This window comes from Methanolobus sp. ZRKC2 (assembly GCF_045291185.1).
Taxonomy (GTDB): Archaea; Halobacteriota; Methanosarcinia; order Methanosarcinales; family Methanosarcinaceae; genus Methanolobus.
Map to the genome: position 1 here is coordinate 397,117 of NZ_CP146980.1, position 13,842 is coordinate 410,958.

9 protein-coding genes and 2 pseudogenes are annotated in these 13,842 nt (G+C 39.5%); 7 read left to right on the top strand and 4 right to left on the bottom strand.

Annotation, left to right across the window (positions count from 1 at the left end; translation table 11 throughout):
* Positions 1-69: 69 nt before the first annotated feature.
* Positions 70-1,689 carry a hydroxylamine reductase gene (gene hcp, locus V7O62_RS01860; RefSeq protein ID WP_406657324.1) on the top strand — a complete coding sequence of 540 codons (1,620 nt, stop codon included), beginning with the start codon at positions 70-72 and terminating at the stop codon, positions 1,687-1,689.
* Between the two features lie 187 nt (positions 1,690-1,876).
* Here the strand turns inward: hcp and V7O62_RS01865 are convergent, their stop codons facing one another.
* Positions 1,877-2,689, bottom strand: a complete 813-nt coding sequence (locus tag V7O62_RS01865) for an SDR family oxidoreductase (protein WP_406657325.1) — start codon at positions 2,687-2,689, stop codon at positions 1,877-1,879.
* Between the two features lie 378 nt (positions 2,690-3,067).
* Between V7O62_RS01865 and V7O62_RS01870 the strand changes: the two genes are divergently transcribed.
* The 3 genes and pseudogenes from V7O62_RS01870 (at position 3,068) to V7O62_RS01880 (ending at position 6,472) form a co-directional block, all read left to right on the top strand.
* Positions 3,068-3,349 (top strand): antibiotic biosynthesis monooxygenase, encoded by a 282-nt coding sequence (locus tag V7O62_RS01870; RefSeq protein ID WP_406657326.1) that lies wholly within the window; start codon positions 3,068-3,070, stop codon positions 3,347-3,349.
* A gap of 974 nt (positions 3,350-4,323) precedes the next feature.
* Positions 4,324-5,802: pseudogene (gene mttB, locus V7O62_RS01875) on the top strand ([trimethylamine--corrinoid protein] Co-methyltransferase).
* Between the two features lie 22 nt (positions 5,803-5,824).
* Positions 5,825-6,472, top strand: coding sequence for a corrinoid protein (locus V7O62_RS01880; protein ID WP_406657327.1), 648 nt, complete (start codon positions 5,825-5,827; stop codon positions 6,470-6,472).
* Between the two features lie 879 nt (positions 6,473-7,351).
* Here the strand turns inward: V7O62_RS01880 and V7O62_RS01885 are convergent.
* The 3 genes from V7O62_RS01885 to V7O62_RS01895 are packed head-to-tail and all read right to left on the bottom strand — an operon-like array spanning position 7,352 to position 8,901.
* Positions 7,352-7,498, bottom strand: a complete 147-nt coding sequence (locus V7O62_RS01885) for a hypothetical protein (protein WP_406657328.1) — start codon at positions 7,496-7,498, stop codon at positions 7,352-7,354.
* A 13-nt stretch (positions 7,499-7,511) separates the two neighbouring features.
* A complete protein-coding gene (locus V7O62_RS01890) occupies positions 7,512-7,805 on the bottom strand; it encodes a hypothetical protein (protein ID WP_406657329.1) in 294 nt (97 codons plus the stop codon).
* Positions 7,806-7,827: 22 nt separating this feature from the next.
* Positions 7,828-8,901, bottom strand: coding sequence for a DMT family transporter (locus V7O62_RS01895; protein ID WP_406657330.1), 1,074 nt, complete (start codon positions 8,899-8,901; stop codon positions 7,828-7,830).
* Positions 8,902-9,389: 488 nt separating this feature from the next.
* On the opposite strand from V7O62_RS01895, the gene V7O62_RS01900 reads away from it, so the two are divergent.
* The 3 genes and pseudogenes from V7O62_RS01900 to mtbB all read left to right on the top strand — a co-directional run bounded on the left by V7O62_RS01900 (position 9,390) and on the right by mtbB (position 13,742).
* On the top strand, positions 9,390-10,775 hold the full coding sequence (locus V7O62_RS01900) for a monomethylamine:corrinoid methyltransferase (RefSeq protein WP_406657331.1): 1,386 nt from the start codon (positions 9,390-9,392) through the stop codon (positions 10,773-10,775).
* 906 nt (positions 10,776-11,681) lie between these two features.
* Entirely contained in the window at positions 11,682-12,326 is a 645-nt protein-coding gene (locus tag V7O62_RS01905) for a corrinoid protein (RefSeq protein WP_406657332.1), read from the top strand.
* Between the two features lie 24 nt (positions 12,327-12,350).
* Positions 12,351-13,742: pseudogene (gene mtbB / locus V7O62_RS01910) on the top strand ([dimethylamine--corrinoid protein] Co-methyltransferase).
* The last annotated feature ends 100 nt before the right edge of the window (positions 13,743-13,842 follow it).

A 13,842-nucleotide genomic window follows, 5' to 3' on the forward strand; every position in this document is an offset into this window, starting at 1 on the left:
TGATAAGTAGGAGCATAAAATAGTAAATGAATATATATACATCATACCTAAAAAAATAGAGGTGACAAAATGTTCTGCTACCAGTGTGAAGAAACAATGAACGGGGATGGCTGCACAAATAACGGAATGTGTGGCAAGAAAGGGGAGGTTGCAGACCTTCAGGATGATTTGATCTATGTGCTTAAGAGCGTTGCATTCTACAACCAGAAAGCGAGAAAGGCAGGCATTTCTGAAAAAAGCACTGATGAATTCATGCTCGATGCATTGTTCTCAACTATAACGAATACCGATTTCAGAGCTACCGGGATTCAGGATCGCATTGACAGAGGATTCGAGCTTCGGAATGAGATCAAACAAAAACTTCTTGATAACGATCTACTCGATGAGAATGATCTGCCTGAGATCGCAACCCTGACCCCGGAAAACCTTAAGGACAGAAATACTGGCATACTTGCAACAGAGGATGAGGATATCCGGTCATTGAGAGAACTGCTGATTTATGGTATCAAAGGAATTGCAGCATATGGCCATCATGCTATGATGCTTGGAAATTCTAATAAAAAGGTTAGTTCGTTTATAGAAGATGGCCTTGTGGCAACGACGGATGACAGTCTGACTGATAAGAATCTTGTCTCATTGGTCCTGAGGTGCGGTGAAAAAGGTTTTGATGTGATGACAGATCTTGACATGGCAAATACGTCTGCATTCGGAAACCCGGAACCAACACAGGTTAACATCGGAACAAGAGATAATCCGGGGATTCTTGTCAGCGGTCATGACCTAAAGGACCTGAAACAATTATTGGACCAGACTGAAGGAACCGGTATAGATGTCTATACTCACGGTGAGATGCTGCCTGCAAATTCATATCCTGAACTTAAGAAATACGAACACCTGGTAGGTAACTACGGCGGCTCATGGTGGGAACAAAAACATGAATTCGAGAGTTTCAACGGACCGATATTGCTGACAAGTAATTGTATAGTCCCTCCAAAGAAAAGCTACATTGACCGGTTATACACTACAGGCTCCGTGGGTTATGATGGTGCTACACATATCGTGGCTGAGGAAGGTGAGAAAGATTTCTCGGCTATTATCGAGCAAGCAAAGACCTGTGAAGCTCCGGTACAACTGGAAGAAGGTAGCATCATGGGTGGTTTTGCTTACAATTCCGTATTGACTAATGCGGACAAAATCGTTGATGCTGTTAAAACAGGGAAGATAAAGAAATTCATTGTTATGGCGGGTTGCGATGGTCGTCACAAGGACAGGCAGTACTATACTGACTTCGCAGAGGCATTGCCCAAGGATACTGTTATACTTACTGCCGGATGTGCTAAATATCGCTACAATAAGCTTAATCTTGGGGATATTGACGGGATTCCAAGAGTATTGGATGCAGGACAATGTAATGATTCGTTTTCATTGATCATTATTGCTCAGGGAATTATGTCGAGGCTTGGATTTATAGATGTTAACGAAGCACCTATCTCGTATAATATCGCGTGGTACGAGCAAAAGGCAGTCCTTGTGTTGCTTACTCTCCTGAGACTTGGAATTCAGGATATTACGCTTGGTCCAACACTGCCGGCCTTTGTTTCACCGAATGTTCTTAATGTACTGGTTGAGAAGTTCAATATAACACCAAGCAGCACTATTGAAGAAGACATGGAGAGGCTCTTAAAGTAAAATTTTAAAAGTAAAGCATGGGATTAAAACAAATTCCATGCTTAACTGTGGTTATGCTTTGCATGAAGCTGAGTGCCTGAGAGCTTTAATGCAAATAATTTTGATTCCCATGTTGGTTTCTTGTATGGGATTAACTTTAATTTGAAGAGTTTAGCCCATGAACCACAGAACCTCTTCTACTTTATTTTTAACTCTCCAAAAACACTAGTGGATCATCTTTTTTAGCAACCCATGCTTTTTCCTGCAGCATTTTAATCCAGGGTATTATTCCTTCAGGAATAACATTTCTGAAGTTTGAATTATCTTCTTCAGCAATTCTTACTATTGCATCCACTAATTCCTGAGGATCAAGTTGATTCTCCAGTCCGCCTGCTATAGATGCCAGTATTTCTGGTTTTGTGAAGCTTGTTCCCGGATCAAACCATCTTGCCATTGTCTCTGCACCCCTGTCATTGAATCCGGTTGCATATGCACCAGGATTAATTGTACAGACTTCTACTCCGGTTCCTGCTAATTCTCCTTTTAGTCCTTCAGCCAGACTTTCCAATGCGTGTTTTGTTGCATTGTAAATTGCTACAAATGGGAATGTGATTAAACCTCCCATTGATGTAACAAAGATCACTTTACCTGATCCGCGTTTGACCATTTGTGGCACAAAGCCTTGCGTCATTGCCAGTGTTCCGAAAACATTTGTTTCAAAATTACTTCTGACAATTTCCATTGGAATCTCTGCTACCGGGCCTGTTTCCATAATTCCGGCATTGTTGATAAGCACATCAATTTCATTTTTGAAGATTGCTTCCCTGTCTCGTTCATTGGTGATATCCAGCACTTCGATTTGTAGTTCGACTCCTGCTTCTTCAGCTTTTTGAAGGAGTGCTGTTTTCTGTGGTGCAATCTCTACTCCTGCAATTACCCTATGTCCTTTCTTTGCTAATGCAAGTGCAGCTCCTTCACCAAATCCGCTACCTGCTCCTGTAATTAAGATTGATTTTTTCATTATGTACCCCCTGGTATTTCTTACTGTAGTTTGTAAAATTGCTCTAAGCTAACATTTGCAAGAACACTTTTTACTCCCCATAAAGGGTATTTCATCTTTATATAAAAAATGTACTTGCCTATTAGATCTAAATATTCTCTTAATGGCAATTTTAAAATTAAGTTAAAATTGTTGTTGGGATTTTAGTTTTTCAATTAATGAGAAAACAATCAGGATTATTAAAGAGATTAAAAGACTTAAAAGTCTTTTATTTGAATATATGGAAAGGAACTTTGAGGTAACACTTTCAGAAGAAGTATTTGTCAGAAACTATTGTTCCACTCTTTTTTAATGGATTATAATGTACTGTTAATTAGGATATTTTCGGGGGTATCTACCGTGGCATATTTACTTATTAAAGGCAGAGTTAAGGACTTTGCTGAATGGAAGCAAATATTTGATCAAAATAGTTCTATGAGAAAAAAGCATGGTTGTTTGGGAGAACAAGTATTCCATGAATCAGGGAACCCAAAAAGTTTAATCATCCTTTTTGAATGGGATAATCTTGATAATGCACGTACTTTTAATGAGTCGGATGATTTAAAGCAAGCAATGAAAGACGCCGGAGCTATTGAGAAAAAGAGTTTTTTCTTAGACAAGATAGAGACTGGACCTGCCTGATGTGCTAAAAATTGTAAATTTTCAATTTAATATTCTTTTCCTAAGAAGTTTAAAATTTGGTTGTGTATAGTAAGCATAACACACCATACACTTTTTCTTTGAAATCTAAAAATTGATTGTGAAATCTATCTAAAAAAAGTTGTCATATTTTGAGTTGCATATACCCCGACGTGCAGTTGCGAGAGCATTGAAAAGCACGCAAATGACTCTGCCGGATATTTCGTTTAAAAAGGAAAAGGAGAACAGGCTCAAGTAGCTCTTCAGCAGGGATTCCACAACTGCCTATTTCATAGGAAATCCCAGGAGAGAGTTGATGAACCGAAAGATCCTCCACAACTGCAGGATATAAAATGAAGAAACCTTGAGCTAGCCAGTTGATTGGCATATTAGCACAATCTTCTTTGATGTACTAATATATAAGAATTTCTTATTCATTAGAAAGCTTCAAATAGTATCAAAACCTGTATTTTGTTGGTGGTAGAAGTAAAAAGCAAAAAGAAATCCCAAATAACTACCCATGAGCTTTTAAATCCGTAATGTAACCTTTCCTACCTCCTGATTAGGTAACTGCATATCTACTCTTGGTTTTTCAAAAGAGTTTGTCGGGGAATTCTAAAAGCTGAATATCAAACTATACCTCTTTGATAAATAGACTTCTGCCACTTTCTTACATCAACAGGTTCCACTGAAAACATACCAGTGCAAAAATATCTGTCATTCACATCTCAATAAAGTAACCTTCTTCTTATCGATTTCATAAAATGCTACCTAAGTTAATGCATTTTATGGCAAAATCTCGATATATTCTTTTTAGTAACAGTCTAAAAATACATTCATTTCTTTTGACTGCCAATATATAAACTTAACTACCAAAACAGAAAATTATATGTAGTAGTTGTTACTAACTTTCATTCAGAGACGGTGGAACTAAAGTAAAGATCATTAAATTAGAACTCTGCCATCTCAACGAACAAATGAAGGATAGATTGAAAGTGATAAGAAATACATACCAACTACTCTCAAAAGAGGAACTAGAAGCAATTCACCTAGCTACCTTGCAAGTATTTTCAGAATCGGGGATCATGATAATCGATTCTGAAGCAAGGCAAATATATAGGGAAAATGGATGTGAAGTCGACGAAAAAACGCAAATGGTCAAGATTCCTGAATATGTTGTTAATAAAGCATTGCAACTTGCCCCGTCAGGATTCAAACTTTATGGTCGCCATAAAAAAAATACTGTGGATATTAGGCATGGCGGGGACACCACATGGAACAACTTTGGTGTTGGAGTCAAGATGTGCGATTACAAGGCTCCAGGCGAGTTTATTACAAGAAACTCCACTGAAAAGGATATTGCAAATATAGCAAAAGTTGTGGACTGGGCAGAAAATGTGGACTTCTACCTGAGCGCAGTAGCTGCAGGAGATCTCACAGGAGTAAAAGCACAGAATGTCCATGAACAGTTTGCGCCCATGCCAAATACTTCAAAGAACATTCTGGTTGATGCAGTCGGGTCTAATATGCCAGTATACTTTGACTTAATTAAAACATACTATGGGGGCGATGACGAAGAAGCTCGCAAGAAACCAATTATGTCAATGACTGGGTGCCCCACAAGCCCATTGGAGATTGGTGAGAATTTCTGCCAGGTCATCATCCAAAGTGCCAGATATAACATGCCATGCAACATCTTGAGTATGGCAATGTCCGGAGGATCCTCGCCAGTGTACCTTGCAGGAACATTAGTTACTCACAATGCAGAGGTGCTTGCAGGCATTGTACTTTCACAGCTAACTGTTCCAGGAGCTCCTGTGTGGTATGGAAGTTCAACCACTGCATTTGATCTAAAGAGAGGTACAGCACCCGTAGGTTCGCCAGAAATCGGACTCATCAGTGCAGCTGTAGTAGAACTAGGGGCATACTATCGTCTACCAACATACGTTGCCGGATCGTAGGCAGACGCAAAAGTACCTGATAACCAGGCAGGACATGAAAAAACAATTACTGCAATGCTTCCTGCATTGTCTGGTGCAAAGACAATATATGGGCCAGGAATGCTTGAGCTTGGAATGTCATTCTCACTTGAACAATTTGTAATAGACAACGATTACATCCCAATGGTAGAGAGGGCAGCAAAAGGCATATCAGTTACAGAAGAAACGCTTGGTGTGGATTCTATTCTGAAAGTGGGAGCTGGAAATAATTTCCTGGCACATAAGACTACGAGAAACAACATGGACATCCAATCCAATCCAAACCTCATTAATAGGGATATGATCGGCGACTGGGAACATGCAGGCTCAAAGAATATTGTAGACTCTGCGCATGAAGTGGTTGTTGATGTACTGAAGAACTACGAAGTCAATCCAATCGACGCAGACATTCTCAAAGATATGGAAGCCATAGTGAAAGCAGCCGACAAAAACTTTGCAATGGGAATTGGGGAATAAGATAATTACAGGTGATATAAAAATGGCAACAAAAGAACAGATTATCGCAAATGCAAAAGCTGCGATCCTCGACTTCGATGACGAGGCAGCAGAAGAGGCAGCAGAAGAAGCACTTGATGCAGGTATTGACGTAATGGACATCATTGAGGACGGTTTCACAGCAGCAATGGACGAAATCGGTGACAAGTTCGAAGCCGGAGAAATATTCCTACCACACCTTATTTCAGCATCCGAGGCAATGTCCGCAGGCATGGCAATCCTCGCTCCTGCAATTGAGGGGAAGTCAACAGGCAAAAAGATCGGCACAGTTGTCATCGGCACCATCGAAGGTGACATTCACTCAATCGGCAAGGACATCGTCGCAACAATGCTCAAGATCGCGGGCTTTGAAGTCGTTGATCTTGGCAGAGACGTTGCAATCGCCAAGTATGTCAATGCAGTCAAGGAGAACAACGCAGACGTCGTAGGTTCCTCTGCCCTGATGACTACTACAATGGTCGCCCAGATACAGCTCGAAGAGGCTCTCAAGGAAGCCGGTGTGCGTGACGGCATCAAGACAATGGTCGGTGGTGCACCTGTTACGCAGGACTGGGCAGACAAAATCGGTGCAGACATCTATGGGGAGAATGCAAACGATTGTGTTGCCAAGCTCAAAACAACATTTGCATGAACAAGGATCCCTATGAAATTCAGAATGGAGGAATTTTCCTCCATTATCCCCTTGCCATGGGATTGTTTCTCACATACCTTTAGTTTAGAATTTAATATATTCTCTTTATGGCTTAATCACATATTTCGAGGCACTTATCTGAAAGTTCTATTTTCTCAGGGTTGTATAAACCTATAAATGATTGGCAGGCACTTGGGAGATTAATCATATCTTAATGTTTGTTGCACATCTCTAGACATGTGATATTTGCATCCCTGAAAGATTATTTTGTTGCAAATTTGATAATATCTGCCACAAAAAGTACATCCAAACCTGCAGAATAATCTATCATGTTACTGCTGCTGGATGCCAGATTTGAAATTTCCTTCACAACTACATGCCATGTGCCCAATTGCAAATTGCTCCGAATAAACAGAAGAAATTCTCCCCATCAACAACATGTTGCCATATGAGTAATTCAAACTCACTACCTCATAATGGACTAGCCTTAAGAGTTCATCACAGGTTACTTTCAAATCCAGAGTTAGGATTATTTCCTGTGAATTTTCAGAACTCATAAACTTGGAATTGGCAACATACATTGCATAAACAGGATTTTTCGTGAAAGGAGGAGTTATAATGTATGGATCAGGAATTCACTCAAATGCACAAGCTTCTTTGAGAAAATCTGTTGCTTTATAATCATCATACAAATCAGTAGGACTTTTTTTCCTTAATGGGCTGAAGGATTATAAAAAGGACTCAGAGCAGGATTCAATCTTAATTTGGTATCACGCTATAAAAAAGAGATGAAAGCCATTTTATGAAGTCTGGCTTTACTTAAAAAAATACAATACGTAAAGGAGAAATAACTTTATTTCTATGCCATCTATTTTTCCTTTAAAATTCATGAACGAAGGCTCTTGCCTGCCATAATGCAATAGCACATATTATTAGGATAACTACCATCCACATAATTTCGGATGCAGGAACAAATCCTCCCCAATATGAGTTATATGCTTCAATTGCAGCTTCTGATTGTGCCATTAATATTCCTCCTTTATGTGTACATTAAACATGCATCGGATGCACGAAGCTTTCCAAAGTCAGTAATTACATACTTGTGCAAGAGGAAACCTTTTTTGTACACACCCTCTTCATCAACCTTTGATTCCACAGATTTAAGCATACCTCCTGAAGCAAGTTCGATAATATCGAAGTTGATCGAATCCCTTTCGAAATCGCTTTTCATGTTGTATTCTTTCTGCATCTGTGTGACAATTTCATTGTTCCAGTGCTCCATTCCATCAGAGAATAGCTCAAGTAACCTGAATTTAATTGGACGTAATGTCATAATATCGCCTCAATCTCTTATCTCACCTGACTTTTTCAGCATACATTGCTGTACCTTCAGCTCTCAATGCTTCGCCTGAAACTTCTTCAGTATACATTACTGTACTTCCGGTCAAACAAAGGAATGCGCCGAGAAGAAGCGTCCAGCTTGGGATGTCGCCGAAGAACATCATGATAAAAATTACTGCACAAAGGCCATACAGGTTTGCAACGCCCTGTCCTCTTCCAACTCCAATGAGTGGTAATGCTTTGTAGAGGGCAACATAACAATATCCAAATGCAAGACCTGCAAACATCAATACCATGAATACCATTGGGTCAAGAGCCATCAATGTGTATTTGATCATTGGGTATCCGATTATCACAAGTATGGGTATAATAAGAATCCACCATAGAACTGTTTCAGCAAAGAATCTGATCGTGAGTCCAACATCTGGCTCTGCAAGGTCAAGACCTTTGCCTGCAACAGCACCTTCTGCACCCCATCCAACAGCTGCCATAAGTCCGCCGACATATCCAAGCCATCTAACGTTACCTGTTGCTAGTTCAGATAACAATCCACCGGCGTAAATTGCAATTCCTCCACATACTATAAGAAAAATACCAAGTGCTGCACGTCTTGATATCTTTTCACCATACCATTTGGATGCAAGTATTGAACTTACTATTGGGAAGAGTAATGATGCAACGGCTGCAAATGCTCCGCCTACAAATCCCATCGCCATGTATGATCCAAGTATTGCTATTGGACCTCCACAGATGGCTGCGAGGAAAAACCATATGCTGCATGGTCGGAATTCCCTGGTAGTCCTATATATTTCTCCAAACTTACCAGTTACAAGATTCCAGAGCGTTAGGCCGATCATCACTGTAAGTGCAGTCAGTGCTGTTATCAATATTGCTGTGACGAAAAGTGCAGTTGAATCGCCATCTATTGGTGCAATTTCTGCATACATTGTATCAAATGGATTCAAGACCCAGATGACAGTTCCTGGTATGTACCAAATGCCCCAAAGTAAGGCACATATAAGTGCCCACATATATCCTTTTTTAGCTTTTCTTTTATGTTCTTCTTTTATCAAAGATTCCAAGTCCATATAATCACTCCTTTTATCTATCAAAAATATCGCGACTATTGGGTTCACTTCATATATGCAAAAAAAAGACCAACTGCATATTACTTAAGTATTTCTATTTTAAAAGATAATTTTATATAGTATTACAAATCAACCTTTTGTATGAAATAAGGAATACGCTTTAGATGACTAGCTATGCTAGGGCTATTTAATGCTCCAGGAATTTCAGTACTTATGGTAGCTTTTCCGAATAAGTTGTTTATTTAGGGGCTGTGCACACCTTTCTCCTCTTCAACTCAGAAAATTCAAGCGTAAATTCGTATATCAGTAATTCTCAAAATCAGGTTGTGCATTTGTTTTTAAAGGAAGTTTAATGTAACAAATGTGCCATATAAGCATTTGTAATCAAAAGGATAACCTTATGAATAATAAAACAAATATATTTAGCATAGATTGAATTTCATTTATGAATATAAATAATGTAGATATTTGAAAGAGAAGATATTATTATGCAATATATAATTGACTCATTGCAGAATGGGGAAAAAATGCCCGTATCTGAACACGAAGCACTTATTTATGAAGCAGGTCTGGAACTCGTTGAGGATTATGAGATTTTTTTTGATCATGAGAATCTGATTCCGACTGATGAAAGTATGGCACAAAATGTATATGAGGCTGCCATCGATCTTCTGGAAACAGTAGGCTTCTATTCCGTTGATACCAAGAAAGTAATCAACATTTCGCGGGAACAAATCATTAGAAGTACACAAAATACTCGCAACTATCTTAATCTGGGAGAAGGGATTGATAAGTTTTCCCTGAGCATCAGAAATGATTCTGGCACTAAGCTGCCACTCATCATGGGCGGTCCAAATGCATCTCCCGTGACCACAGAACTTTATACTCCGATCCATCGCTCATATGCGAAGTTTAAAGATATTGGTGCTCTTGCTCCTGCATCTCTCGATGCATCCGATAGTATACTTTCGAACAAAGGTCCTGTCAACTTGTTCCATGCAAGGCAGGCAGTGGAACTGGTCAAACAAGCCTGTGCTCTCGAAGGTCGGCCGGATTTGTGTATTGTAACTCCTCCTCATATTGAGGATCCAATTGCAGCGGTTTCTGTAGCAAATCCTAGATTTATGGGGTCTGGGGACCTTCAGGAAATTATTCCACATCTTGACCTCAAGGTTAATTTTGATGAGCTTTCACGAGTTTATCATTATCGTATGACTGGCTCCAATTATCTTTGCAGCCCGATGGTTCTCCTGGGGGGAATAACAACATCTTCTCCGGAACAATCTTCAATTGAGATGGTTGCCGAAGCATTGAAAGCACAGGTCATATATGACCCATCTGCATTTGTGAAATATCCTACTCAAGTGGAAACTGCATCGCCGGGCAGATCTCTTGAGATGTTATGGGCATCTTTCCTTGCCTCTATGGCACTTTCACAGAACAAAGTGTGCCTGCATGGAAGTGTTGTCAGTAATTCTGCAGGCCCATGCACAGAAATGATGATGTATGAGACTGCTGTGCAAACAATAGGATATGTTGCATGTGGTTGTGATATAATTTCAGGACCAGTCTCCAATCATGGTAGTATTCCAGATCATGTTGCCGGACTTGATGCCCACTTTATGGCCGAAGTAGCTCGTTTTGCAATTGACCTTTCAAAGAAAGATGCAAATTATCTGTGCTTAGAGTTGTTTTCTAAATATCAGGACATGATTAGTCATCCCGATATTGGAAAATCCTTTGTTGATTGCTATGATCTGGATAAAATTGAACCAACTAGTGAGTATATGGAGATTTATGAAAAAGCAATTGATGAAATACATCAAACAATGCATCAGAAATATGTGCGTGGATCCCGTCGTATCAGGAGATAATGCTCGCTCTCTATATCTTGCACATATTGTAATGAATTGAAAAATTGCTTCACCACCATTTCATTTTAATTTTGGTGAAAATGAAGAGGGAAATTATTCTGAAATCGAAATCTTCAAAATAATGAAGTTGAAAGGCATATCTATTGTGAGTGCCTGCAATTTTAACCCACTTCATTCGGTCAATGCTTTATACTTGGCAACTGCATCGGCCATATTTTTTTCGTAGGCGTATGCAACGATGACAATTGCTTTTAGGTTTTGCAGCTTTGATCTCATCTGTAAAGAGTTTGTATTTGGTAGCACTCATTAAAATCAGTGATATTTAATACTTTTGTCATTAATAGTTAATTTTATGTACACTTACTGACTAAAAAATTCTTGTGCAGGACTGCAATATCCACTAAATATTTTGTATTGTAATCATTTTTGATAAAAACAAGGGCAATAGACAGATTAATTGTACGCATATCTTATTTTATTTTAGGTCATTATCTCTGACTCATAAGTAGTTTGAATTTTTTAGCTCAATATTAGTGCTCGATATATGGGCTTCCTTCACTAGAAACTATGGACGAGGTCCAATGATTCTTTTTTTTATTCTTGTGCTTTTGATATATTCGATTTTTTCAACTCATAATGCTTTCACTAAAAATTCTAGTTGTTAATCTAATATATAAACAAAACCCTCTCAACCAAAATGTGTATATATTATAAAATAGAAGCTTTTTGCAGGATAAAGCGATTAGATGAGATTTAGCATAATTCGCTTACACCTAACATTCGATAGAATTTAAAATTGGGATGTATGGTGTGGATATGGATACAAGAAAATTGTGCAAACGACCCACATGCGGACCCTTTTGAGATATTCTACTAAAAAATGAACTAGAAGAAAGGAGACAGACCATGACTAATGAACAAATTCTGGAAAAATTAAAAAATTCAGTACTGGATCTTGATAAAGAAGCTGCTGGAGCTGCAATTGAGGAAGGTTTGAATGCAGGACTGGACCCAATAGAAATGATTGAAAATGGTTTTGCTGCAGGAATGGTTGCAGTAGGAGAAGAGTTTGAAGCCGGCAGACGTTTCCTTCCACAGTTGATGATGTCCGCGCAGATTATGACTGAATCAATTGAGGAACTTAAGCATCATATGGGCGCTGAAGAACAAAAAAAGGTTGGAACAGTTGTATTAGGAGCAGTAGAAGGAGATGTACATGATATCGGCAAGAACATAGTCAAGATCTTCCTGAGAGTAAATGGATTTGAAGTTCACGATCTTGGAAGAGATGTACTGCTAACAAAATTCATCGAGAAAGCAGAAGAGGTAAATGCAGACATCATAGCAACTTCCTCCCTGATGACCTCCACAATGGTGGGTCAGGGGACCTTGGAGGAGATGCTAAAGAAAAAAGGCCTGAAAGGAAAGGTCAAAACAATGATTGGTGGAGCCCCATGCACAGATTATTTTGCAAATAGGATCGGGGCAGATGCTTATGCCGAAGATGCTTCAGATGCATTGAATAAGGCTCTTGGATTGATGGCACAGTGATCAATATTCATAGGATGTGTGAAAATGACAACAACATATTATCAAAGAATGGGCGATGGCAGACGTATCGAGATGACAAAAGAGGAGATCATAAACGATATTGAAGACGGATCAAATCTTGCTGCTGAAAGAGGAAGAATCCCAGGACTTTCTGACGATGAAAAGGAGCAACTTCTGGATATGTTCCTGGCTCCTGAAAGGGTTGTTAGTGTTAAACCCGGAGATCAGGTTGTATTCTCCACTGATGTAGGACCAACCGGACTTTTTGGTAACTATGGTGAATTTGGCGGTGTGGGAATTCCAATGGATTACACCACTTCAAATCTGGTACACGAAAGAGCATTCGGGCATGATATTTCGACGGTCATTGGCCTGAATGCCACCTTCAAGGAATTAAAACCTGTAGCCACTCAAATGAAGCAGGCAATAGAAGACATCCTGATAAGGTCAATTACTCCAACGCAGTTCATTGCTGCCCCAAATCTTGGACAATACTACAAACCAGATGGATCTTATGATAATGCAACTGACCTCATATCTGAAGGTAAGATCATGGAAGGAATGGAAGAGTACGAAAAAGCTCTAAAAGCCCTTAGAGACGATACTATCTGGGCTGCAGAAGCAGTACTCGAGCCAATTGGTTGCGATTGTATCAATATGGATACAACTGCATCTGGTGGAGATGGTGATTTTCTTGGTTGTCTTGAAGCAGCTGAAGTTATCAAGAAAAATACCAAACAATCCATTATAATGGGCATGGCAAATGAGTATGTCCTGGGTGTCCATGGTGGTCTTCAGTACGATGGAAATACTCTGGCTGGATTGTACCCACACGACCAGGTGAAAGTTGCACAAAAGGCCGGAGTTGACATGTTTGGCTGTGTTGTGAATACGAATACCAAGAAATCCACTTCCTGGAACCTGGCAAAAACGATTGCTCTCACAAAACAGTCTGTGAAGGAAGCAGAGATTCCAGTCCATTCAAATATAGGTATGGGTGTCGGAGGAGTGCCTATGATCGAGACTGCTCCCGTAGATGCAGTTTCAAGATGTACAAAGGCACTTGTAGAGATTGCAGGCATCGATGGCATATAGGTAGGAATTGCCGATCCCGTTTCGATGGTAAGTGCGATCGGCATGTCAGTGGGAATGAACGGTGTCAGGACCGCTGGTGATCTTGTAATGAGGATGGAACTGAAAGGAATGAAACTTGGGGATGCAAAAGAGTATGTTGCCAAGAAGCTCGGAACAGATGTATTTACACTTTCAGACGAGCATGAAATGAAAGAGATCAGAGAAAACCTGGGCATTGGAACTATTCTCTCAGTTCCAGGTCAACCAAAGGGACTTAAGGCAAAAGCCAAGATCGCTGAAGTACTTGATATTGAAATTCCCTCTGTTGACCTCCTAAGGTAAAACAAAATTATTTTGTAAGAAATTGCAAAATTATTCTTATTTTTTTATAGATAGGGAACTTCAAATTGGAATTTGTTGTGTGGACCGAAGTGACAAGAAA

Excerpts from the sequence above, each read along its gene's own strand:
- V7O62_RS01890 (WP_406657329.1), bottom strand. The coding sequence starts at position 7,805 with ATGACATTACGTCCAATTAAATTCAGGTTACTTGAGCTATTCTCTGAT.
- V7O62_RS01885 (WP_406657328.1), bottom strand. The coding sequence starts at position 7,498 with ATGGCACAATCAGAAGCTGCAATTGAAGCATATAACTCATATTGGGGA.
- V7O62_RS01900 (WP_406657331.1), top strand. The coding sequence starts at position 9,390 with ATGCAATATATAATTGACTCATTGCAGAATGGGGAAAAAATGCCCGTA.
- hcp (WP_406657324.1), top strand. The coding sequence starts at position 70 with ATGTTCTGCTACCAGTGTGAAGAAACAATGAACGGGGATGGCTGCACA.
- V7O62_RS01880 (WP_406657327.1), top strand. The coding sequence starts at position 5,825 with ATGGCAACAAAAGAACAGATTATCGCAAATGCAAAAGCTGCGATCCTC.
- V7O62_RS01865 (WP_406657325.1), bottom strand. The coding sequence starts at position 2,689 with ATGAAAAAATCAATCTTAATTACAGGAGCAGGTAGCGGATTTGGTGAA.
- V7O62_RS01895 (WP_406657330.1), bottom strand. The coding sequence starts at position 8,901 with ATGGACTTGGAATCTTTGATAAAAGAAGAACATAAAAGAAAAGCTAAA.
- V7O62_RS01905 (WP_406657332.1), top strand. The coding sequence starts at position 11,682 with ATGACTAATGAACAAATTCTGGAAAAATTAAAAAATTCAGTACTGGAT.